Genomic DNA, 22085 nt, shown 5'->3' with positions numbered 1-22085 from the left:
CTTGTGGGAGCGAGCTTGCTCGCGAATGCGGTGTGTCATTCGATAAAGATGTTGGCTGATCCGGCGCCTTCGCGAGCAAGCCCGCTCCCACAGGGGATGGCGGGGTGTCAGAGAGGGTTTCTTTTGCTGTCATGCCCCGGACTCCTGAATCGCCCGCACCACGGTGTCGAGGTTGCCGGTCATTTCCTTCTCATATTTGTCGGCGCTGTATTCGCCATAGGAAATGTGCGACAGCGGGTACAGCTTCACCCCGGACTCACGCTGGATGGTTTCGACGTAGGTCGAGGGAAAATCCATCTCCGAGAAGATCACCTTCACGTCGAGTTCGCGCAGTTGGTCGATGGTCTTTTTCAACTGGCTCGGGCTCGGTTCGATGCCGTGGGCCGGCTCGACCACGGCCGTCACTTCCAGGCCGAATTCGCGCAGCAGATAGTCATAAGCCGCATGCACCGTGGCCACGCGCAGTTCGGCGTTCGGTGCCTGGGTCAGTTTGGCCAGCGCATCGGCGCGCATCTGCCGCAGGCGTTTGCCGTAGGCGCGGGCGTTCTGGGTGTAGGTCCTGGCGTTGTCCGGATCGAGTTTGCCCAGCTCGCGGGCGATGTTGTTGACCTGGGCAATCGAGGCGCTGATCGACAGGAAGGTGTGCGGGTTGACCACTTTGCCGGCGCCGCGCGCAGCGGTACCGGTGGCCGCCAGCAGCGGCACGTTTTCGTTGGCTTCGATGGTCTTGATGTTCGGCGTTTCGCTGGCGGCGATCATGCGGTCGGCGAAGTCGTCATGACCGACCCCGTTGAGCACGATCACATCCAGCCCGCTGATGCGCTTGATGTCTTCGGCGCGTGGCTCATAGGCGTGCGGGTTGAAACCGGCGGGAATCAGCGGCACCACCTCGGCCTTGTCGCCGACGATATTCGCCACATAGCTGTAATACGGGTGCAGGGTGATGCCGATGCGCAGGCGTTTGCCCGGATCGGCGCTGGCCAGCGGGCTCAGCAGGCACGCGCACAGGCCTAACAGCAGGGTGCGCAGGAGGGGACGGCGAGTCAGGGAAGTAAGCATGGGCAAGCGGTCTTCTCTCGGGTGAAGGCGAAGGTTCAGTGGCGATGCTCGCGGGTCACACCGGCATCGAACTGCGCGACGATCTGTTTCCAGCCGGCGGCGGACAGCGCGGCGTCAGTCAGTTCGGTGGGCGTCTGCAGCTCGGCGGCGCGGTTGAGCCAGATGTCCGGCGCGGCACTGGCGTCGGCGCTCAGTAGCATCACGAACGAACCGGCGACGGCGGGCGCCTGGCTGTGGCCGAAATAGGCCGTGTCCGCCAGCAATTGCCAGGCATGCCCGCCACGGCTGACCGAACTGGCGTCCTGGGCGAACGGGGCGAAACCTTCTTCGGCCAGGGTCTGTGGCGTCGGCAGGCTTTGCTGTTCTGCACGCAGCAGGCGGATTTCATCGAGGGTCACCCGCAGGTCGGCGTAGATGCCTTGCTCGGCAGCGCTGAGGTCGCGCCGCGCATCGAGCTGATGGCTGGCGACCGGTTCCGGTTCATGGGACACCCCGCGCCACGCGACCACCGAGCCGGCGACGGCAAGGATCAGTAAACACAACAGCAGAACATTGAGGGTTTCATGCCCGGCACCGGCCGGGCGGACGACTTGGGTGGTGGGCGTGCTCATGGGGCCTCGATGTCGGCTTGGTCGATTTCCACAACGTGGCCGGGGCCGGCGTCGAACAGCACATAAAACTCGGCCGCCGGTTTCTTGAACGTCACGGTCGAGTCGGCACCGAGCTTGCCCGGCAGCAGAATGGTTTCGTCGTAACCGATCACATCGAGGGTCACCCCCGGCGCGCCGCTGCCGTCGGAGAAGCCGCCGGTGCATTTGATCTGCTCGGCATCGACGGCTTTGCATTCGCACATCGGGTTATGGGCCAGGGCGCCGGCGCTGAAACCTGCGCACAGCATCAGCAACGCGGCACGCAACCGCAGGCGGGAAGGGCGTTGAACGCGGTTCATGGTTTGGCTCCTTGTTGGTTCAGCCAGGCGAGGGTGGCGGGGGAGGCCTGGCTCAGGGGAATCGACGCCTGATGCATGCTGCCGTCCCAGCCTTCCATGGTGATCCACAGTTCGGCATCGGCTTTGGTCTTTTCCGCCACCGGCAATTGCGCGCCCATGCGATACGGCGTGCCAAAGAAAATCACCCCGGCGGCGCGCAGGCTGCGCGGTTTGCCGATGCGCAGGTAGGTGGCCTTGACCTGTTCGACACAGGCATCGCAGAGGGCGGCATTGAAGTCCTTCATGTAGCCGGCGGGGCCGCTCAGGCGCGGTGCTTCGTTACGCAGTTCGGCCAGGCGCAGGCTCCACGGGCCGACCTGGATTTCGCCGACCTCATGCTCACCGAGGCCGACGTCACCGCGAAACAGCGCGGCATCGGCGAAATACTTGGGCATGAAGCCCAACGGAATCAGCAGTAGCAGGGCGTTCAGATGAAAGCGCCATTTGTGCCAGAAGCGGCGCAGGGCGGACGGTTGGGCAGTGCGATTGGAAGGGCTCACAGGCTGACCTCCGCCGGTTCACGGCTGACACGTGGGCTGCGGGCCTTTTTATTTTCGCGCTTGAGGGCGTTGGCGGTGGCCAGCGCGGTGCGCTTGGTCCAGATCAACAGGCCGCTGAGGACCATCATGCTCAGCAGCAGGCCGAAGAAGAACCAGATCAGTTTGATCCACAGACCGCCGAAATCACCGGTGTGCAGCGGGCGCATCGACTCGGTGACGAACTCCAGCGAGGAACGGTCGGTCAGCAGTCGCGTGGCGGCCATCTCACCGTTGTACGGGTTGAGCGTGGCGGTCTGGAACATCAGCGGATACCAGCCGCGACCGCCAAGGCTCAGGTGGCTGTAGGCATTGCCCGGCAGGCTGACGAAGCTGACTTCCAGCCCGGGGATGTGCTGTTCGGCGATCTGTACCGCGCGATCGAGGCTGATCCGTGGGGGAGGACTGGCGTCGCTCGACATCGGTACGCTTTCCCGAGACATGGCGGGAATGATCGGTTCGCTGCTGATGGACACCTGGTTGTCGGCCAGAATGGCCTGGATCAAAAACCAGGTGCCGGTGATCGAGATCACCGCGATGAACCAGATCGACCAGATGCCGCTCAGTCGATGGAAGTCGCCCCAGAAGATCCGCGCACCGTGACGAAAACGCAGGGTGGGTTTGAAGAAACCTTTCCAGAAGCGCTTGTACACCACCAGCCCGGTCACCAGCGAAGCGAGCATTGGCAGACCGAGGAACGACACCAGGTACCAGCCCCAGCTGAAACCGTTGGTGAACGGCACCAGCCACCAGCCGTGCAGGGCGCGGGTGAACGCCTTGAAGTTGAAGTCCGGCGCCGGGCCCTGGATCACCCCGGTGTATGGGTTGACGTAGACCGTCTGCGAGCGGCCGTCGGGGTAGCTGACTTCGACGTCGAGGGCGAAGTGCGATTCGTCGGGGCGGCTGATGCTTTCCACCAGCGTCTGCGGTTCGGCCTGTTTGATCGCGGCCAGCACCTGATCGTAACTGAGCCGCGGCGCGTCGTCCGACGGCTGACTGGCGCGCATCTGCGGGTTGGCCAGCCAGACGATTTCCTGGCTGACCACCGCCAGCGTGCCGGTGACACACACGATCAGGACAAAAAACCAGATCGGCAGCGCGAGCCAGCTATGCACCAGGAACCACAGTTTGGAACGGGATTTCTTCGACATGATTGCGCGTCTTGATTTCGATGAAAGGGCACGCGGCTACGGGCTTCGCAGCGCGGGTGTCCGCAAAAGGCGCGGTCGTGGCTGTTGCCTGTGCGAACGGCCTGCATCTCTATAGGACGGATGAGCCGGACAAATCCCGAAAGGTGATATGAAAGCAAATGTTTCGCAATTCCCCCCCTGTGGGAGCGGGCTTGCTCGCGAATGCGGTAGATCATTCAACATTGATGTCGACTAACACGACGCCTTCGCGAGCAAGCCCGCTCCCACCGGGGCAATCATTGATCAGCCGATCAAACACGATTCATGAACGCCGCTCTCACTGCCTGCCAATTGATGCCATCAAAGCGCTCCCTATGATGGAAAGCACCGCATTCCCTTGAGCGAGCGCCCTGATGAGCCCCAGAACCCTCTACGACAAACACATCGATTCGCACACCGTGTGCCGCCTCGACGATCAGGGCCATGTGCTGTTGTACATCGATCGCCAAGTGATCAACGAATACACCAGCCCGCAGGCGTTCAGCGGTCTGCGTGCTGCCGGGCGCAAGGTCTGGCGGCCGGGTACGGCGTTGGCGGTGGTCGATCACGTCAACCCGACCACCCCCAAACGGGTGGCGGCGATGCCTGATGCCGGCGGTGCGCGGCAGGTGTCGTATCTGGCGGAGAACTGCCGGGACTTCGGCATCGAACTGCTGGACATTCTCGATAAACGTCAGGGCATCGAGCATGTGATCGCCCCGGAGCAGGGCTTCATTCTGCCGGGCATGGTCATCGCTGCCGGTGACAGCCACACCACCACGTACGGTGCGCTGGGGGCGTTCGGATTTGGCATTGGCACCTCGGAAATCGAGCACTTGCTGGCCTCGCAGACGCTGGTCTACAAACGCCTGAAAAGCCTGTGCGTGACGGTGGATGGCGAGTTGGCGCCGGGGCTGACGTCGAAGGACGTGATCATGGCGCTGATCGGCCGCATCGGTGCATCGGGCGCCACTGGCTATGCGATCGAGTTCTGCGGTTCGACCATTGATGCGCTGAGCGTCGAGGCGCGGATGACCATTTGCAACATGGCGGTCGAAGCCGGTGCACGCGGCGCCTTCATGGCACCGGACGAAAAAGTCTTTGCTTATCTCAACGGCAAACCCCGCGCACCGCAAGGCGAACTGTTAGCGCGCGGCGTGGAAAGATGGCGTGAACTGCGCAGCGATCCCGGCGCGGTGTTTGACCGCGAAATCCACCTCGATGCCAGTCTGCTGGAGCCGATGGTCACCTGGGGCACCAGCCCCGATCAGGCCGCGCCGATCGGTGCGCAGGTGCCGGACCCGCAACGCATCGACGATCCGATCCTGCGTCAGGACATGCGCCGCGCCCTCCAATACATGGGCCTGGAGCCGGGGATGGCGCTGCGCGATATCGTCATCAGCCACGCTTTTATCGGCTCCTGCACCAACGCGCGGATCGAGGATCTGCGTGACGCCGCCAGCGTGGTGCGCGGTCGGCGGGTGGCCGGGCATGTGCGGGCGATGATCGTCCCCGGCTCCAGCGAGGTCCGCGCTCAGGCTGAAGCCGAAGGGCTGGCGCAGATCTTCATCGACGCCGGGTTTGAATGGCGCCAGTCCGGCTGCTCGATGTGCCTGGCGATGAACGATGACGTGCTCGCGCCCGGCGACCGTTGCGCCTCCAGCACCAACCGCAATTTCGAAGGCCGGCAGGGCGCCGGGGCGCGCACCCACCTGATGAGCCCGGCGATGGTGGCTGCCGCCGCGATCAGTGGCCACCTCACCGACATCCGCCACTTTGGAGAACGCCCATGAGCCTGCAACCCTTCACGCAAGTCAGCGGCCGGGCCGCGCCGCTGCTCGCGGCCAACGTCGATACTGACGTGATCATGCCCAAGCAGTTTCTCAAGGGTATCGACCGTCAGGGGCTGGATCGTGGGTTGTTTTTTGATCTGCGCTTTCTTGCCGACGGCACGCCCAACCCGGAATTCGTGTTGAACCAACCGGCCTGGCAGGGCGCGAACTTTCTGGTGGTCGGGCCGAATTTCGGTTGCGGTTCCAGCCGCGAACACGCGGTGTGGGGGTTGCAGCAAATGGGCATTCGCGCGCTGATCGGCAGCCGTTTTGCCGGGATCTTCTACGACAACTGCCAGCGCAACGGGGTGTTGCTGATTACCCTGGACGAGGCACAGGTGCAGCGCATTGGCCGGTTGGTGAGTCAGCCTGAAACGGCACTGATCCATGTGGATCTTGAGGCGCAGCAGATACGTCTGGCGGACGGTGAAGTCATCGATTTCCAGATTGACGGCTTGCGCAAGACCGCACTGTTGCTGGGGCTGGATGCGATAGGCAGTACCTTGCAGCGGCGTGAGCAGATCGAGGCGTTCGAGCGCGAACATCTGGCCGCCAACCCATGGCTGACCTGACACCCAACTAGCCCTCTGTAGGAGTGAGCCTGCTCGCGATGGCGTCGTGTCAGTCGAAATAATCATTGGCTGAATGACCGCCATCGCGAGCAGGCTCACTCCTACAAGGGTTTGGTGTTGCACCCGCTATAGCGACAAATCCTTGAAATGCCCCTGCAAAAACTCCACACACGCCCGTAGCTTCCCGGAGTTGGCCAGCCGCGTCGGGTACACCGCCCAGACATTGGCGCTCTGGCTGTAATCGGCCAGCACCGGCAGCAGTCGGCCCTGTTCCAGCAACGGTTTCACATCCCACAACGAACGCAGCAACACGCCGCGTCCGTCGAGCGCCCATTGCAGGACAATCTCGCCGTTGTTGGAAGACAGCGGCCCACTGACCCGCACACTTTCCTGCGTGCCGTCGCGATCCAGATGCCAGACGCCGAAAGCGTTGTCGCGCTCCTTGATCACCAAGCAGTCATGTTGTTGCAGATCGTCCAGAGTCTGCGGTGTGCCGCGGCGCTCAAGGTATGCGGGCGCAGCGCACAGCACCCGGCGGTTACTCACCAGTTGCCGGCCGATGTGCTGACCGGGCAGGTCGTCGCCGACGCGGATTTCCAGATCGAAGCCTTCGTTGACGATGTCCACCGCGCGGTCGAACAGGTCCAGGCGAATCTGCAACTGCGGGTGAAGCTCGGCCAGCCGCGAAACCGCAGGCGCCACATGGTTGCGGCCGAAACCGAAACTGCTGCAGATGTGCAAACGCCCGCGTGGACTGTCGTGGGCGTCGGCGAGATCGTCATGCAGTTGTTGAAAATCATCGAGGATGCGCAAGGCCCAGCGCTGCACCCGCTCGCCGTCCTCGGTCAGCGACACGCGGCGACTGGTGCGGTGCAGCAGGCGAGTGCCGAGGGTCGATTCGAGAATCTGGATGCGTTTGCTGACGTAGGCCGGGGACAGGCCCAGTTCATCGGCGGCAGCGGCGAAACCGTTCTTGCGGATCACGGTCAGCAGCACGCGCAGGTCTTCGGGCAGGGGCACGGGGTCTTGGTTCTGGGACATGTGGGAACGAGCACTGGCGGCACAAGCCGCCAGCATAGCATCGGCGGTACAGGGCTCGATTCAGCGCAGGAAATCCAGCGCTTCGGCGAGCAACAGTTCCGGCACTTCTTCGGCCAGATAATGCCCGGCCGGCAGCGCCTTGCCACTGACGTTGGTCGCCACATGCTGCCATTCCTTGAGCGGGTCGAAGCAGCGCCCGACCGTGCCTTGCGCGCCCCACAACACCCGCAGCGGCAGGTCAAGATGATGGCCGGCAGCGATGTCGGCCCGGTCATGTTCCAGGTCGATGCTGGCGCTGGCGCGGTAGTCCTCGCAAATGCCTCGGGCGCTGCCGGGACGTTGCAGGCAACGCAGGTATTCGCTGAACGCTGGCTCGGTGAACGGCGCGAGTCCGGCGCTGCGGCTGCCCATCACGCTGCGCAGATAGGCTGCGGGATCGGCCTCGATCAGGGTTTCCGGCAACGGCGCCGGGCGGATCAGGAAGAACCAGTGCCAATAGGCGCGGGCGAACGCTTCGTTGGTCTGCGTGTACATGGCCAGGGTCGGGGCGATGTCCAGCAGCATCATCCGTTGCACCGCAGCGCGGTGGTCGAGGGCCAGGCGATGGCCGACCCGCGCGCCACGGTCGTGGGCCAGAATCGAAAACTGTTCGAAGCCCAGCGCCTGCATCAACTCGAGGTTGTCCCTGGCCATTTCGCGTTTTGAGTAATGGCGGTGTTGTTCATCGGCAACCGGTCGGGCGCTGTCGCCGTAGCCGCGCAGGTCGGCGGCGACCACGGTGAAATGCTCCGCCAACTGCTCGGCAATCTTGTGCCAGATCACGTGGGTCTGCGGGTGTCCGTGCAACAGCAACAGCCCCGGGCCGCTGCCGCCGAGGCGATAGGCGATGTCGACGCCGTTGACGTGGCGCTGGTCTTTGACGAATCCGGCAAACATCGGGCTGATCCTTGTTCAGGTGCGGGTGGGATGCATCCTGAAAGTGTTCGGCATTCGGGGCAAGGGTTGAAGCGTGGTGTGGTGGTTCATGAAATGTGATCTATCCGCATTGGCCTCATCGCGAGCAGGCTCACTCCTACAGTTGAAATGCGTTCCAATTGTAGGAGTGAGCCTGCTCGCGATAGGGCCAGCCAAAACCCTGAAAATCTCAACCCTGACTGAACATCTCCATCGCCCGCTGCTTGATCTGCTCTTCCGTCAGATCCTCCTTGCGCGTGGCGAGAAACCACAGGTGCCCATAGGGATCCTTCAGCGTCCCGCTACGATCGCCATAAAACTGATCCTTGACCTCCGACACCGCTTTCGCCCCGGCATCCAGCGCCCGTTGAAAGGACTTGTCGACATCGGTGACATACAGATGCAAACCGACCGACACGGCATTGTCCGGACCACTCAACGGCCCTTGATCGCACGGCGTGCCGAGCATGATCGCGCTGTCGCCAATACGCAGTTCGGCGTGGCCGACGCGCCCGTCTGGCATGTCCAGGCGCATGACCTGGGTCGCGCCAAAGGCTTTCTTGTAGAACTCGATGGCTTCGGCAGCCTTGAGGATGCCAAGGTACGGGGTAATGCTGTGATACCCCTCGGGAATGGGTTTGACGCTCATGACGTTCTCCCTGTTCTTTGTTTTCGGGGTGTGGCTCCACCGGATTTGTGGAAGATTCACTATAGAACTGTCTGCGCGGCCAGCATTTTTCCCCGACGAGCAGTCAGCCGAGGAAATGCGCCCCCGGCCCCTGATCACCGAGCACATCGCCTTGGTTGCGCAACGGGCAGGCCTCCATCGACAGACACCCGCAACCGATGCAACCGGTGAGCCGGTCGCGCAACAGCGTCAATTGGTTGATTCTCTCATCCAGCTCACGCCGCCATTGCTCGGACAGGACTTTCCAGTCCGCCGCTGTCGGAGCGCGATCATCCGGGAGCATTTTTAGCGCTTCGCCAATCTCCGCCAGCGGAATGCCCAGCCGTTGCGCGACCTTGATAAGCGCCACCCGGCGCAAGACCGCCCGTGGGTAACGGCGCTGATTGCCGGCATTGCGCTGGCTGGTGATCAGGCCTTTCGATTCATAAAAGTGCAGGGCAGTGACCGCGACTCCGCTGCGCGCGGCGACTTCGCCCACGGTGAGCTGTTTGTGCAGATTTTCCGGGGTGATCATTTTGCAAAAGGACTCTTGACCTTGACTTAACTAGAGGTTTTACCCTGCAAGCCTTCGAGTCGCAAGACTCGGCTTAATGATGAGTGGGGACTTCTCATGCAAACCTCGACGAAAAATCGCAGTTTTACCCAATTGATCGAATTCGAGATCGAGCCGCGCCAGCAACCGGCATTGGTCAGTGCGCTGTCGCAGCAGAGCGAACATCTGGCGCAGCGCTACGCAGGCTTCGTCAGCGCCAGCGTCCAGGTCAGCGACGACGGTCGGCGGGTGCTGAGCTTGCTCCAGTGGCAGAGCCGCGAGGCCGGGGAGGCGGCGTTCTGTCGCTTTGAAAGCGGCGAGCAGGATTTCTGGCAGCTGATCCGCGCCCATCAGGCGAAGACCGTGACCTTCAATTCATTTCAGGTGTTGAGCAGCATCGCCCGCAGTCATGACGATGCGCTGCACTGCAATCTGGTCGGCTAGATCGACAACTGGATCAGGCGTTCACCGTGCAGGTTCTCCGTGAGTCGCCGCTTGTTCACCGCCAGTTCGCCGATCTTGATCAGCCGCGTGCGGGTGACATTGCGGCTCAGACCGAGCAGCGCGGCGGTGTGCACCTGGTTGTAATGGCAGAAGCGATAGGCGGCGCGCAGCAGGGCGTCTTCGACCTTTTCGTGGAGGGCGCCGGCCTGTTGTTCGAAGAGCTTCTGAAAGGCTCGCTCCAGCAGCGCTTCCGGTGAGTCGTCGGCGTTCGACTGCTGATCGTCCGGGCGCTCGATGCGCAGGTTAGACAGGCGCAAATCGTCGCGTTCGATCACGCCGTTGCGGCAGATCAACAGGGTGTGATGGATGACGTTTTCCAGTTCGCGGATGTTCCCCGGCCAACTGTAGCTGCGCAGTTTCTGTTCGGCACCGGAGCTGATGCTGACCCGTCCGTAACCCAGGCGCTGGCTGTAGGCCTCGATGAAATGTCGGGTCAGCGGCAGGATATCGCCGGGCCGCTCGCGCAACGGGCTGAGCTCAAGATTGACCACGTTCAACCGGTAGAACAGGTCTTCGCGGAAGTTGCCGGCGTTGATCGCTTTCTCCAGTTGCACGTTGGTCGCGGCCAGCACGCGCACATCGATCGGAATGCTCTTGCGCGAGCCGAGGCGCACCACTTCGCGCTCCTGCAACACCCGCAGCAACTTGACCTGAATCGCCATCGGCAAATCGCCGATTTCGTCGAGGAACAAGGTGCCGCCATCCGCCTCTTCGAACCACCCGGCCTTGGCGCTGAGGGCGCCAGTGAAGGCGCCTTTTTCATGGCCGAACAGCTCGGCTTCCACCAGCGATTCGGAGAACGCACCGCAGTTGACCGCGACAAACGGCCGATGCCGGCGGTGGCTCAGATTGTGGATGTGCCGCGCCACCAGCTCTTTGCCGGTGCCGGTCTCGCCGATGATCAGCACGCTGGCTTCGCTCGGTGCGACCTGCTGCAGATGCGCCAGCAGGGCCTGGGACTTGGGGTCTTCGAAGACCTGTGCGGTGGCACGGATCGACGTCGCCAGAGCGGGTGAGGGCGGAAGGGTCAGCAGTTGCATGGGGCTCGCTCCATTAAAGGCAGGATCAGGAATAGAACGTTGGCACCGGCAGCGCCTGATTCAGCGCCCAGTCGCCCAACTCGTGAAGTTTGTAGTCGAGCGGGTCGTGCAGGGTCTGCGTGCGCAGGTTGCGCCAGTGCCGATCGAGACGCAGCGAAGCGTGGGTCGAGCGCGCGCCAGTGACTTCGAACAAACGGCTGCAAATATCCAGCCCCTGACGACTGGCGGCGACCTTGGCGGTGGCAATCGCTGTGGCCAGATGTCCGCGCTCTTCTGCGGTCAGGTTCGGGCCTTGGGCCCAGGCCTCGTCGAGCAGCGCGGCGGCCCGTTCGACCAGCAGGCGGATGCCTTCCAGCGCCACCCAGAACTCGCCGTAATGCGCGAGTACGTACGGGTCTTCACGCACATTGCGGGCGGCGGATTTGTGCCAGAGCCGGGTTTCGCTCAGCGTGTACTGGCGTGCTTCCTCAAAGGCACCTTCGGCGATCCCGAGGAACATGTGGGTGAAGGTCAGTTGCGCGATCAGCGGACGCAGGCAAGCGAACGGTGTGCTCAACGGACCGGGGTCAAGCAGCAGCTCGGATTCTTCGACCCGCACCCGTTCGAACGTGGCGCTGCCACTGTCGGTCTGGCGCTGGCCGATGTTGTTCCAGTCGTCGTGCAGGGTGATGCCGCTGCGACCGCTGGGGATCGCCGCGATCAGCAACTTGCCGCCGGCACTTTCGTCGACGGCCGAGGCGATCAGCATCTGTGAATCGCTGGCGCCGGAGCAGAAGCTTTTCTTCCCGGAAAACTCGCGCCAACCGCCGAGGTCCTTGACCACGGTGCGGGTGTCGAGCGGGTTGAGTGCGTTGCCCCAGAACCAGTTCTGCCGCGCGGTCTGTTCGAACCACGGCTGCCATTGTTCGGGCCGCGAGAACAGGCGAACGGTGGCGAGCATCAGGTGATGAAAACCGAAGACGTGGGCGATGGAACTGTCGACCTTGGCGAACTCGCGCACGATCTGCAGGGTTTCGCTCCATGTCGCGCCGAGGCCGCCGTAGCGGGTGGGAATGCTCAGGGCCAGCAGGCCGCTGTCGCGCAGGGCATCGCGCTCGGCCTTCGGCGTACCGCCGCGCTCGTCACGCTCGACGGCGGTGACGGCGAATTCGGCGGCCAGTTGGCGCGCGGTCTGCAGCGGGGAGAGCAGGGTGCTTTGTGGTTTGGCGGTCACGCGGTGTTCCTCATCAAATCGACGCGATTCTCTGTAGGAGTGAGCCTGCTCGCGATGTGGTCAGCACAGTCGACATCACCGTCGCAGACACACCGCTTTCGCGAGCAGGCTCACTCCTACAGGGGGCGTTTTAGGCCTTGGCTTGGGTGGGCAACACATCGTTGGCAATCATTTCGCCAAACGGCCCGGTGAGGTTGGTGACGCCGCGTCCAGCCAGGCTTGCATACGGCTCGGGCAGCAACGGGAACACCAGTTCGGCAAAGCGGTAGGCCTCTTCCAGGTGCGGATAACCGGAAAAGATGAAGCTCTCGATGCCGAGGTCGGCGTACTCCTTGATCCGCGCGGCCACTTGCTGCGGATCGCCCACCAGCGCGGTACCGGCGCCGCCGCGTACCAGACCGACGCCGGCCCACAGGTTGGGGGAGATTTCCAGGTTGTCGCGACGCCCGTCGTGCAACGCCGCCATGCGCCGCTGGCCTTCAGAGTCGAAGCGCGAGAAGGATTTCTGCGCGGCTTCGATGGTCTCGTCGCTGATGTGCTTGATCAGTTTGTCCGCAGCTTTCCACGCCTCTTCGGCGGTCTCGCGAACGATGACGTGCAGGCGAATACCGAACTTCACCTTGCGTCCATGGCGAGCGGCACGTTCACGTACATCGGCGAGTTTTTCGGCAACGGCGGCGGGCGGTTCGCCCCAGGTCAGGTACACGTCGACTTGCTCGGCAGCGAGGTCATGCGCCGCGTCGGACGAGCCGCCGAAATACAGCGGCGGATACGGTTTCTGCACTGGCGGATAAAGGGCTTTGGCGTTCTGTACTTTCAGGTGTTTGCCTTCGAAATCCACCGATTCGCCTTGCAACACCCGGCGCCAGATCCTGAGGAATTCGTCGGTGACTTCGTAGCGTTCGCTGTGGCTCAGGAAGCTGCCGTCGCCACGGTTTTCGTCGGGGTCGCCGCCGGTCACCACGTTGATCAGCAGACGACCGTTGGACAGTCGATCGAGCGTCGCCGCCATGCGCGCCGAAACGGTGGGCGAAATGATCCCCGGGCGGATCGCTACCAGATAACGCAGGCGTTCGGTCAACGGCACCAGCGCCGAGGCGATCACCCACGAGTCTTCGCAGGAGCGCCCGGTGGGAATCAGCACGCCGTGATAGCCGAGGCTGTCGGCGGCTTGCGCCACTTGTTTCAGATAATTCAGGGTGACCGGGCGCGCGCCTTGGGTGGTGCCCAGGTAATGGCCGTCGCCGTGGGTCGGCAGGAACCAGAAAACATCCATGCACAGCTCCTTACGCGATTTTCAGCAACGGTTTGATTTGTGTGCCGAACAGTGGCGCGGCGCGTTCGGCGGCCAGACGGATCCGCGCTTTCAGCGGCTCGCTGGTGATCTGGTAGTCGGCGAAATCGGCTTCGGTGGCGTACACCCCGATCGGCAGGGTCACGGCCTGGAAGAAACTGAACAGCGGCCGCAACTGGTGATCGAGCACCAGCGCATGGCGCTCGCTGCCACCGGTGGCGGCGAGCAGCACCGGGGTGTCGATCAGCGCGTTGAGGTCGATCAGGTCGAACAGATGCTTGAGCAGGCCCGGGTAGGAACCGCGATACACCGGCGCGGCGACGATCAGCAGATCGGCCTGTTCGATGGCTTGCAGTTCGGCTTCGACCTCGGCGCTCAGCTCCTGACGCGACAGGGCAGCACCCAACGGCCGGGCGATATCACCGAGTTCGATCAGATGACTCTCGACCGGCAAGTGTTCGGCCAGTTCGGCCAACAGCGCTTGGGTCAGCACCAGCGTGCGCGATGGACGCCAGGTGCCGCCGGAGAGGGCGACGACTTTCAGGGGACGCGACATGATCAGTTCCTTTTTATCAACAGTTGCTCAGCGAGCAGTGAGTAAGTGCCAAGGCTTGAGCAAGCGCTGTACCAATTCCTGAGAGCCCCGGTTTACTTGGGCCTTAGCGCTATGGCGTGAGTCGGTTGTGCAGATATCAGGCGGGTTTGTTGATCTGCTGTTGCCTGGGCAACAGTTGCTGGAGCAACAGTTGTTCGCCGTGTGCAGGGATTTATAGCGGCTGCTGTTTATTCCGTAAAAGAACGTTAATCGATATTTATAGATCGTTAAGATATATGTCGCCGATCAAGCTCAAATCCTGATAGCCACTATTGAGAGCGTTGATTTTTGCCCGGAGAGGCGCGGGCGTAGCCTTTGTCCATCGACTACCACCGCTCGCCAGGACGCTCCCCATGAATCGTTTACTGACTGTTTCGCTGCTGCTCGCTGTCTCCGTACTCGCCGGTTGCGCGACCCACATTTCCCCCGAACAACGGCCATACACCGCCGAAGAAACCCGCGAACTGGCAATGGAAGCGCTGAACCGCAGCGGCTTGTCTTTCGACGAATATCACGCGAAGAAAGCCGCACTGCTGGGCGAGTCGCAATTCGACAAGAAAGCTGAAATGAGCGCCGGGCGTGCGATACAGCTGCACGGTCGTCCTAGTTAATCGAAAACTGTACTGCTCGAATTTTCACGTAACTGTCCGTGGGTTCGTGGGCCGCCGTGCGATAGGGTCAACACCTGAATGACCCCTGACGGATTGCTCCCATGACCCTCTCGCTCGACCTGCTGTTGGGCTTTGCCCTGTTTGCCCTTGTCACCTCGATTACACCGGGGCCGAACAACACCATGTTGCTGGCGTCGGGCGTGAACTTCGGCTTCAACCGCACCATTCCTCACATGCTCGGCATCACCTGCGGTTTCTTCGTATTGGTGGTCGCGGTGGGCTTTGGCCTGGGCGCGGTGTTCCAGACTTACCCGATTCTCTACACGGTGCTGCGCTATCTCGGCGCTGCATATCTGTTGTACCTGGCGTGGAAAATCGCCCACTCGGGCCCGGTCGGCGAGGGCGTCGAAGGTGAGGCCAAGCCGATCAGTTATCTCGGTGCCGCCGCGTTTCAGTGGGTCAATCCCAAGGCCTGGATCATGGCCATCGGTGCCATCAGCACCTACACGCCGATGCAGGGTTATTTCACCAATGTGGTGGTGATCGCCGCGGTGTTCGCCATCATCAACCTGCCCAGCGTCGGTGTCTGGGCAGCGTGCGGCACGTTGTTGCGCAACGTGCTGAAGGATCCGCGCTGGTTGCGCGTGTTCAACTGGGGCATGGCGGCGCTGTTGGTGATTTCGCTGTACCCGCTGCTTCTCGAAAGCTTTCACTGACGCATTGCTTCAACCGCCGGCCCGATGCCTGTTAAGCTCGGCTTCAGGAGCGTTCCTACGCACTTTTAAATGAAGTTGTTCTTCTTTAACGGCATCCGATCAGGTATTGATGACGGTCTCGAACCCAGGCGCAGCTCACAAGGCTGCGCTGTGCCGTTTGCAGACACGAGCCTCCTGATCCCGGAACACGCTCTGCGAGTCTTTTATGAATAAACGTCCGTTGTATTTCGATTACGCCGCCACCACCCCGGTGGACGAGCGGGTCATCCAGGTGATGATCGATTGTCTGGGTTTTCACGGTAACTTCGGCAACCCGGCGTCCAGCTCCCACGCCTTCGGCCAGCAGGCCCGGCACACGGTCGAGCAGGCCCGTCGGCAAGTCGCCGAACTGGTCGGCGCCGAGGCCACGCAGATCGTCTGGACCTCCGGCGCCACCGAATCCAACAACCTTGCCCTCAAGGGCGTGGCCCAGGCACGCGGGGTTGTCGGTGGCCACATCATTACCAGCCAGATCGAACACAAAGCCATTCTCGATACCGCCCGGCAATTGCAGGATGCCGGCGTCGCGGTGACCTATCTGGTACCGGACGCCGAAGGCCTGATCACCCCGCAGGCGGTCAGCGAAGCCATGCGCGACGACACCTTTCTGGTGTCGCTGATGCTGGTCAACAACGAACTCGGCACCCTCAACGATATCCCGGCGATCGGTGAAGTCGTGCGCGGCCGTGGCGCGTTGTTCCATGTCGATGCCGCGCAGGGCGCCGGCAAAGTGGCGATCGATCTGCAGCAGTGGCCAGTGGACTTGATGTCGTTTTCGGCGCACAAGCTTTACGGTCCCAAGGGGATCGGCGCGTTGTATGTCGGCCCACGCGCGCAGCAGCGCTTGCAGGCGCAGATTCATGGCGGCGGCCACGAAGGCGGGCTGCGCTCCGGGACCCTGGCGACGCATCAGATCGCCGGCATGGGCGCGGCATTCGCCTTGGCGGCTGCCGAATTCGATGCCGAGAAAAAGTCCATCGTGGCGCTGCGTGAACGGCTGCTCGAACAGTTGCTGAGTCTGCCGGGCGTACGTCTCAACGGCAGCGCCAGCCAGCGCATCGCGCACACGTTGAGCCTGACCTTCAGCGAAGGTGAATTCAACAGTGCGGCCTTGAGCCAGTCGATCGCCTTTTCCGCGACCTCGGCCTGCAACTCGGCGAGCAACACGCCTTCTCACGTGCTGCTGGCACTGGGGCACGACGCCCGGCTGGCCGGGCGCACCATTCGCCTGAGCCTCGGCCGTTTCACCACCGCCGCCGATGTCGATCAGGCGGCAGAACTGATCAAAGGCGCCTGCGCCAGTGCCCCGGCATTCTGGGCGACAGGGCTTTAACCAGCCGGTTTCACGGCTACGAACAATAACGATGAAGTGATTGGCAGGAGACATGATGAGTACCCAGACTTTGACCGAAGGAACGGTTCCCCAGCGCCTGGCGCACACCCGTGAATTGATGCGCCGTGAAGGCATTCATGCGTTGCTGGTGCCATCGGCCGACCCGCATCTGTCGGAATACCTGCCGGGCTACTGGCAAGGGCGGCAATGGCTGTCGGGCTTTCATGGTTCGGTCGGCACTTTGATCGTTACCGCTGATTTCGCCGGGGTCTGGGCCGACAGTCGCTATTGGGAACAGGCGACCAAGGAACTCAAGGGCAGCGGCATCGAACTGGTCAAGCTGCAACCGGGTCAGCCGAGCCCGCTGGACTGGCTGGCAGAGCAGACACCCGAAGGGGGCGTGGTGGCGGTCGACGGTGCGGTGATGGCCGTGGCTTCGGCGCGTACCCTGAGCAGCAAGCTCGAAGCCCGCGGCGCGCGTCTGCGCACGGACATCGACCTGTTGAATGAAGTCTGGGCGGACCGCCCGAGCCTGCCGAACGCGCCGATCTATCAACATCTGCCACCGCAAGCGACGGTCAGCCGTGGCGAGAAGCTCGCCAAACTGCGTGAGACCCTGCAGGAGCGTGGCGCCGATTGGCACTTCATCGCCACTCTCGACGACATCGCCTGGCTGTTCAACCTGCGCGGCGGCGACGTGTCGTTCAACCCGGTGTTTGTTTCTTTTGCGTTGATCAATCAACAGCAGGCCACGCTGTTTGTGGCCTTGAGCAAAGTCGATGCCGAGCTGCGTGCAGTGCTGGAACAGGACGGCGTGACTCTGCGCGATTACCGCGAGGTCGCCGACGCCTTGCGCGCCGTACCGGGTGGTGCGAGTCTGCTGGTGGATCCGGCTCGAGTGACCAGCGGTTTGCTGGATAACCTCGACAGCGCGGTGAAACTGGTCGAAGGCCTGAACCCGACTACTCTCGCCAAATCGCAAAAGAGCGAAGCTGATGCGCAACATATCCGCAAGGCCATGGAGCAGGATGGCGCGGCCTTGTGCGAATTCTTCGCCTGGCTGGAATCGGCCTGGGGCCGTGAACGCATCACCGAACTGACCATCGACGAAAAACTCACCGCTGCCCGCGAGCGCCGTCCGGATTACGTGTCGCTGAGCTTCAACACGATTGCCGCGTTTAACGCCAATGGCGCGATGCCGCACTATCACGCCACCGAAGAAGAACACGCGGTGATCGAGGGTGACGGCTTGCTGCTGATCGACTCGGGCGGCCAGTACCTGGGTGGCACCACCGACATCACCCGAATGGTCCCGGTCGGAACCCCGACGGACGAGCAGAAGCGTGATTGCACTCGCGTACTCAAAGGCGTTATCGCGCTGTCGCGGGCGCAGTTCCCGAAAGGCATTCTCTCGCCGTTGCTCGATGCCATCGCCCGCGCACCGATCTGGGCGGAAAACGTGGATTACGGTCACGGCACCGGTCATGGGGTCGGCTATTTCCTCAACGTGCACGAAGGCCCGCAGGTGATCGCCTATCAGGCAGCACCGGCACCGCAAACGGCGATGCAACCGGGGATGATCACCTCGATTGAACCGGGCACCTATCGTCCGGGTCGTTGGGGCGTGCGCATCGAGAACCTGGCGATGAACCGCGAGGCGGGGAGCAGCGAGTTCGGTGATTTCCTCAAGTTTGAAACCTTGACCCTCTGCCCGATCGACACGCGCTGCCTGGAGCCGTCCTTGCTCACGCAGGAAGAAAAGGAGTGGTTCAACGCCTACCATGCTGAAGTGCGTGAGCGTCTGAGTCCGTTGCTTGAGGGGGCCGCGCTGGAGTGGCTGAACACGCGCACTGCGGCGATCTGAATGGCTGAAACCCGGGCGCTGTTGGCAGCGTCCGGGTTCTGAGGTTTTTCTAAGCCTGACGCAGGGCCTCTTCGACGAAGTCGAGGCGGTCCTGTCCAAAGAACATCTGGTTGCCGATAAACATGCTCGGCGCGCCAAACACCCCGCGTTTAATGGCTGTTTCAGTGTTGTCCTTCAGGGCTGCCTTGACTGTCTCGTCGTTGGTCAGGGCCAGGACTTCATTGGGATCGAATCCGTGTTCGCTCAAAACCGCAGCGACAGTCTCCGGCTCATCGAGAGGGCGTCCCTCCACCCACAATGCCTTGAACAGACAATCGATAAATGCGTGAAAGCGTTCCGGTTGGCGCAGTTGTATGCCGGTGACCGCGCGCATCAGCATCAGCGTGTTGATCGGAAAATGCGGATTGAATTTCAGCGGCACGCCATAACGTTTGGCGTAGCGATCCAGATCCTGAAACATGTAACGGCCCTTCGCCGGAATCATTGCCGGTGATGCGTTGCCGGTCGCCTTGAACACGCCGCCCAGCAGCATCGGGATATAGATCAGCTCGCTTTGAGTTGCGGCACATATTTTCGGTAATTGGGTGTAAGCCAGGTAGGTGGCAGGGCTGCCGAGGTCGAAATAGAACTCCACGGTTTTCGTCATCTTCGCTGCTCTCTGATTATTGTTATGGAGGAGGCGGGGCTTACCAGCGTTCGTTCCACGGGCGCAGATCCAGCTCGAAGGTCCAGGCATCCCGTGGCTGACTGTGCAGATACCAATAGTTTTCGGCGATGTGTTCGGGATTGAGAATACCGTCCTGATCCTTGGTCGCGTACTTCTCGGGGAAACTTTTGCGGATGAAGTCGGTATCGATGGCGCCATCGACCACCACGTGCGCGACGTGGATGTTCATCGGCCCCAGCTCGCGCGCCATGCTTTGTGCCAGTGCGCGGATACCGTGTTTGGCCCCGGCAAACGCGGCGAATCCGGAAGCACCGCGCAGTCCGGCGGTGGCGCCAGTGAACAGAATGGTGCCGCGTTGGCGGGTGACCATGCGCTTGGCCACTTCGCGGGCATTGAGAAAGCCCGAGAAACAGGCCATTTCCCAGATCTTGAAATATTTGCGCGCAGTTTCTTCGAGAATGCTGCAAGGCACGTTGGCACCAATGTTGAAGACAAACGCCTCGATCGGGCCGAGGCGGGTTTCAATCTCTTCAATCAACGCAATCACGTCTTCTTCCTTGCGCGCATCGCAGGCAAAGCCGTGAGCTTCGCCACCCTCGGCCTTAATCGCCTCGACCAGCGGCTGTAATTTGTCGGCGCTGCGCCGGGTGACGCAAGCGATAAAACCTTCTCTGGCAAAGCGCTTGGCAATCGCTCCGCCAGTGGCATCGCCCGCACCCACCACCAACACGACCTTCTTGTTATTCATGGGTAGATCCCTTTAGTAAACGATCGTTAAGTGAACGAACGTTATGCTAGGATCCGGACAACGTCAAGGCGGTCGATCAAGAGGGCAAGCACATGCGGTATTCCGCCGGTCATAAGCTGGAAACCCGAGAAAAGCTGCTGAACAGCAGCGCGCTGTCAGCCAAGCGTTCGGGCTTTTCCACAGTCGGTGTCGATGGTTTGATGAAGGCTATCGGCCTCAGTGGCGCAGCGTTTTATAGCCACTTTTCGTCGAAAAACGAGCTGTTCACGGCGATCGTCGAGCGTGAACTGTGTCAGAGCCTGGAGCGACTGGGAGGGCAGGGGGCGCAGGATCGTGAGCGGCTGGAACGCTGTCTGAAACAGTACCTGAGCATGGCTCACGTGGAGCAGCCTGAATCGGGCTGCGCCTTGCCGACACTGGGTGCGGAAATTGCCCGTTCAGATGATCAGGTTCGCGAGCAGGCAGAGTTGTGGATTTGTCGGTTGCACGCCAGTTGGGCGCAGATTCTGGAAAGCGACAGCCTGGCGTGGGCGATTCTGTCGCAATGCGTCGGAGCGTTGGTAGTGGCGCGGATGCTGGTGACGCCGGAGATTCAACGGACGGTTTTGAAATCCAGTCATGAGGAAATCGGGCGTCAGCTGGCTGCTCGACAAGGCGAGCAGCCAGCATGATTCATTTGCAGATGACGATCATGCTGCGGCTGGTATAACCGGCCGGATTAAGACCGAACGGGTAATCGCCGGGTTCTTCCACGGCGTCCCCTGATTTGGCGATGACTTTGTAGCCCTTTGGGGCGCAGGCATTGGCGGCGCTGGTGTAGCACTTGTCCCAAGAGGACGACAGCCCGGAACAGTTGATGTGCAGCCCTTTTTTACCGTGCTTCACTTGGGTCTTGGCGGTGGCTGCGCACCCCGCTACTGCCAATACAGCGATCAGTATCAAAATTCGTTTCATTACCGTCCTTATGGTAGCCACGAGTCTGGCGCTCGGGTCTGCCTGTATTCGCCTGCGCTTTAAGCGGTTCGATATCCCTGTCCGAAAAAATCCATGCCTGGCACTGAGTTAAGGGGCCTAAACATGGCCTAAATGAACGCCAATTGCCAGACCTTCGTCAAATCCTGTTTCAATCTGCCGCTACAACGGGTTTGGCGCTACTGCCCATGGTCATGGTTGCCCCGACGGAGGCCAGAATAATGCACAAGATCGCCATCCATTGTGACAGCGTGAGGTACTCCTGCAGGAATAGCAGCCCGGACAACGCGCCAAAGGCTGGTTCGATGCTCATCAACGTCCCAAAGGTGCGGGCTGGTATGCGGGTGAGGGCGACCATCTCCAGCGTGTAGGGCAAAGCAGTCGAGAGGATGGCGACGCCGATGGCCACCGGGATCAGCGACGGGGTGAGCAATGCCGCGCCGGCATGCACGATGCCGATCGGGGCGACAAACAGTGCGGCAATCATCACGCCCAGCGCCGCGGTCGTCACGCCGTTGTCGGCGCCAGCCTTTTGGCCGAACAGAATGTACAGCGCCCAGCACACGCCGGCCCCCAAGGCGTAACCGGCGCCCATTAGATCAATCCCCGTGGATGTCGCTCCTGTCGGGATCAACAGCAGCAGGCCAACTGCCGCCAGAGCAATCCAGAGAAAGTCGATAGCGCGGCGGGAGGCGTAGATGGCGACGGCCAACGGACCCGTGAATTCAAGCGCGACTGCAATGCCAAGTGGCACGGTGCGCAATGACATATAGAAGAGGAAGTTCATGCCGCCCAGCGCCATTCCGTAAACGATCACCGTGCGCAGGGACTGAGCTGTCAGCCTGGCGCGCCACGGACGCAGTAGTAACAGCATGATTACGCTGGCAAAGACCAGGCGCAGGGTGGTCGTCCCCTGAGCGCCAACCACCGGGAACATGCTCTTGGCCAGAGAGGCGCCAGACTGAATGGATGCCATGGCTATTAATAAGAGGCCAACCGGGAACAGCATTGAGGCCAGAGAGCGAGGTTGGTCAGTCATTGCGAGGCATCATCCGAAGGTGAGAGCAGGGTGTTGTTTTAAGTGTTGGGCAATATACTGCGCATTCGCTGACGTTGCA

The 22085-nt window shown here is 61.7% G+C and carries 25 protein-coding genes; 8 read left to right on the top strand and 17 right to left on the bottom strand.

The window, feature by feature from the left end; translation table 11 throughout:
* Positions 1-129: 129 nt before the first annotated feature.
* Genes V3W27_RS27600 through V3W27_RS27580 form a run of 5 tightly spaced genes read right to left on the bottom strand, consistent with a single transcriptional unit; the run spans position 130 to position 3734 of the window.
* The gene (locus V3W27_RS27600) at positions 130-1059 is read right to left on the bottom strand and encodes a metal ABC transporter substrate-binding protein (RefSeq protein WP_330208037.1); all 930 of its coding nucleotides are present in this window, start codon (positions 1057-1059) and stop codon (positions 130-132) included.
* A gap of 35 nt (positions 1060-1094) precedes the next feature.
* Entirely contained in the window at positions 1095-1670 is a 576-nt protein-coding gene (locus V3W27_RS27595; protein WP_330208036.1) for a DUF6162 family protein, read from the bottom strand.
* Entirely contained in the window at positions 1667-2008 is a 342-nt protein-coding gene (locus tag V3W27_RS27590) for a hypothetical protein (protein WP_007965473.1), read from the bottom strand. Before V3W27_RS27590 ends, V3W27_RS27595 begins: the two co-directional genes overlap by 4 nt.
* Positions 2005-2547 carry a hypothetical protein gene (locus tag V3W27_RS27585; RefSeq protein WP_027613388.1) on the bottom strand — a complete coding sequence of 181 codons (543 nt, stop codon included), beginning with the start codon at positions 2545-2547 and terminating at the stop codon, positions 2005-2007. Before V3W27_RS27585 ends, V3W27_RS27590 begins: the two co-directional genes overlap by 4 nt.
* Positions 2544-3734, bottom strand: a complete 1191-nt coding sequence (locus tag V3W27_RS27580; protein WP_027613387.1) for a PepSY-associated TM helix domain-containing protein — start codon at positions 3732-3734, stop codon at positions 2544-2546. Before V3W27_RS27580 ends, V3W27_RS27585 begins: the two co-directional genes overlap by 4 nt.
* Positions 3735-4126: 392 nt before the next feature.
* Between V3W27_RS27580 and leuC the strand changes: the two genes are divergently transcribed.
* Both leuC and leuD read left to right on the top strand, forming a co-directional pair.
* Positions 4127-5545: a 3-isopropylmalate dehydratase large subunit gene (leuC, locus tag V3W27_RS27575; protein WP_330208035.1), complete on the top strand. Its 1419-nt coding sequence runs from the start codon at positions 4127-4129 to the stop codon at positions 5543-5545.
* On the top strand, positions 5542-6156 hold the full coding sequence (gene leuD, locus V3W27_RS27570; protein WP_097088242.1) for a 3-isopropylmalate dehydratase small subunit: 615 nt from the start codon (positions 5542-5544) through the stop codon (positions 6154-6156). The genes leuC and leuD overlap by 4 nt, the downstream gene beginning before the upstream one ends.
* Positions 6157-6282: 126 nt before the next feature.
* On the opposite strand, the gene V3W27_RS27565 is transcribed toward leuD, so the two are convergent.
* The 4 genes from V3W27_RS27565 to soxR all read right to left on the bottom strand — a co-directional run bounded on the left by V3W27_RS27565 (position 6283) and on the right by soxR (position 9353).
* On the bottom strand, positions 6283-7233 hold the full coding sequence (locus V3W27_RS27565) for a LysR substrate-binding domain-containing protein (protein WP_330208034.1): 951 nt from the start codon (positions 7231-7233) through the stop codon (positions 6283-6285).
* 24 nt (positions 7234-7257) lie between these two features.
* On the bottom strand, positions 7258-8133 hold the full coding sequence (locus tag V3W27_RS27560; protein ID WP_330208033.1) for an alpha/beta fold hydrolase: 876 nt from the start codon (positions 8131-8133) through the stop codon (positions 7258-7260).
* A gap of 208 nt (positions 8134-8341) precedes the next feature.
* Entirely contained in the window at positions 8342-8800 is a 459-nt protein-coding gene (locus V3W27_RS27555) for a VOC family protein (RefSeq protein WP_103368493.1), read from the bottom strand.
* A 103-nt stretch (positions 8801-8903) separates the two neighbouring features.
* Complete coding sequence (gene soxR, locus V3W27_RS27550) at positions 8904-9353, bottom strand: redox-sensitive transcriptional activator SoxR (RefSeq protein ID WP_330208032.1); 450 nt, start codon at positions 9351-9353, stop codon at positions 8904-8906.
* Positions 9354-9449: 96 nt separating this feature from the next.
* Here soxR and V3W27_RS27545 point away from each other — a divergent pair, with 96 nt between their 5' ends.
* The gene (locus V3W27_RS27545) at positions 9450-9815 is read left to right on the top strand and encodes an antibiotic biosynthesis monooxygenase (RefSeq protein ID WP_330208031.1); all 366 of its coding nucleotides are present in this window, start codon (positions 9450-9452) and stop codon (positions 9813-9815) included.
* Here V3W27_RS27545 and V3W27_RS27540 read toward each other — a convergent pair.
* The 4 genes from V3W27_RS27540 to msuE form a co-directional block, all read right to left on the bottom strand.
* Positions 9812-10915 (bottom strand): sigma-54 interaction domain-containing protein, encoded by a 1104-nt coding sequence (locus V3W27_RS27540; protein ID WP_103368496.1) that lies wholly within the window; start codon positions 10913-10915, stop codon positions 9812-9814. The genes V3W27_RS27545 and V3W27_RS27540 overlap by 4 nt on opposite strands.
* A 25-nt stretch (positions 10916-10940) precedes the next feature.
* On the bottom strand, positions 10941-12128 hold the full coding sequence (locus tag V3W27_RS27535) for an acyl-CoA dehydrogenase family protein (RefSeq protein ID WP_330208030.1): 1188 nt from the start codon (positions 12126-12128) through the stop codon (positions 10941-10943).
* A 130-nt stretch (positions 12129-12258) separates the two neighbouring features.
* Positions 12259-13404, bottom strand: a complete 1146-nt coding sequence (gene ssuD, locus V3W27_RS27530; protein WP_330208029.1) for an FMNH2-dependent alkanesulfonate monooxygenase — start codon at positions 13402-13404, stop codon at positions 12259-12261.
* Positions 13405-13414: 10 nt separating this feature from the next.
* Complete coding sequence (gene msuE / locus V3W27_RS27525) at positions 13415-13978, bottom strand: FMN reductase (protein ID WP_027613377.1); 564 nt, start codon at positions 13976-13978, stop codon at positions 13415-13417.
* A 392-nt stretch (positions 13979-14370) separates the two neighbouring features.
* On the opposite strand from msuE, the gene V3W27_RS27520 reads away from it, so the two are divergent.
* From V3W27_RS27520 to V3W27_RS27505, 4 genes are all read left to right on the top strand, one after another.
* Complete coding sequence (locus tag V3W27_RS27520; RefSeq protein ID WP_330208028.1) at positions 14371-14628, top strand: hypothetical protein; 258 nt, start codon at positions 14371-14373, stop codon at positions 14626-14628.
* A 101-nt stretch (positions 14629-14729) separates the two neighbouring features.
* Positions 14730-15344 (top strand): LysE family translocator, encoded by a 615-nt coding sequence (locus V3W27_RS27515; protein WP_003226640.1) that lies wholly within the window; start codon positions 14730-14732, stop codon positions 15342-15344.
* A 205-nt stretch (positions 15345-15549) separates the two neighbouring features.
* Entirely contained in the window at positions 15550-16716 is a 1167-nt protein-coding gene (locus V3W27_RS27510) for an aminotransferase class V-fold PLP-dependent enzyme (RefSeq protein ID WP_330208027.1), read from the top strand.
* Between the two features lie 55 nt (positions 16717-16771).
* Positions 16772-18580, top strand: coding sequence for an aminopeptidase P family protein (locus V3W27_RS27505; protein ID WP_330208026.1), 1809 nt, complete (start codon positions 16772-16774; stop codon positions 18578-18580).
* A 49-nt stretch (positions 18581-18629) separates the two neighbouring features.
* Here the strand turns inward: V3W27_RS27505 and V3W27_RS27500 are convergent, their stop codons facing one another.
* Both V3W27_RS27500 and V3W27_RS27495 read right to left on the bottom strand, forming a co-directional pair.
* Positions 18630-19226, bottom strand: a complete 597-nt coding sequence (locus V3W27_RS27500) for a 2-hydroxychromene-2-carboxylate isomerase (RefSeq protein WP_330208025.1) — start codon at positions 19224-19226, stop codon at positions 18630-18632.
* A gap of 40 nt (positions 19227-19266) precedes the next feature.
* Positions 19267-19995, bottom strand: coding sequence for an SDR family oxidoreductase (locus tag V3W27_RS27495; RefSeq protein WP_330208024.1), 729 nt, complete (start codon positions 19993-19995; stop codon positions 19267-19269).
* Positions 19996-20087: 92 nt separating this feature from the next.
* Here V3W27_RS27495 and V3W27_RS27490 point away from each other — a divergent pair, with 92 nt between their 5' ends.
* Positions 20088-20666 (top strand): TetR/AcrR family transcriptional regulator, encoded by a 579-nt coding sequence (locus V3W27_RS27490; protein ID WP_027613371.1) that lies wholly within the window; start codon positions 20088-20090, stop codon positions 20664-20666.
* A gap of 1 nt (position 20667) precedes the next feature.
* Here the strand turns inward: V3W27_RS27490 and V3W27_RS27485 are convergent, their stop codons facing one another.
* The gene (locus V3W27_RS27485) at positions 20668-20949 is read right to left on the bottom strand and encodes a hypothetical protein (protein WP_096795010.1); all 282 of its coding nucleotides are present in this window, start codon (positions 20947-20949) and stop codon (positions 20668-20670) included.
* Between the two features lie 169 nt (positions 20950-21118).
* On the bottom strand, positions 21119-22006 hold the full coding sequence (gene rhtA / locus V3W27_RS27480; RefSeq protein WP_027613370.1) for a threonine/homoserine exporter RhtA: 888 nt from the start codon (positions 22004-22006) through the stop codon (positions 21119-21121).
* Positions 22007-22085 lie beyond the last annotated feature (79 nt).

This window comes from Pseudomonas sp. AM14(2022), assembly GCF_036346455.1.
Classification (GTDB): domain Bacteria; phylum Pseudomonadota; class Gammaproteobacteria; order Pseudomonadales; family Pseudomonadaceae; genus Aquipseudomonas; species Aquipseudomonas putida_A.
This window is presented reverse-complemented; position numbering and strand designations above follow the sequence as displayed.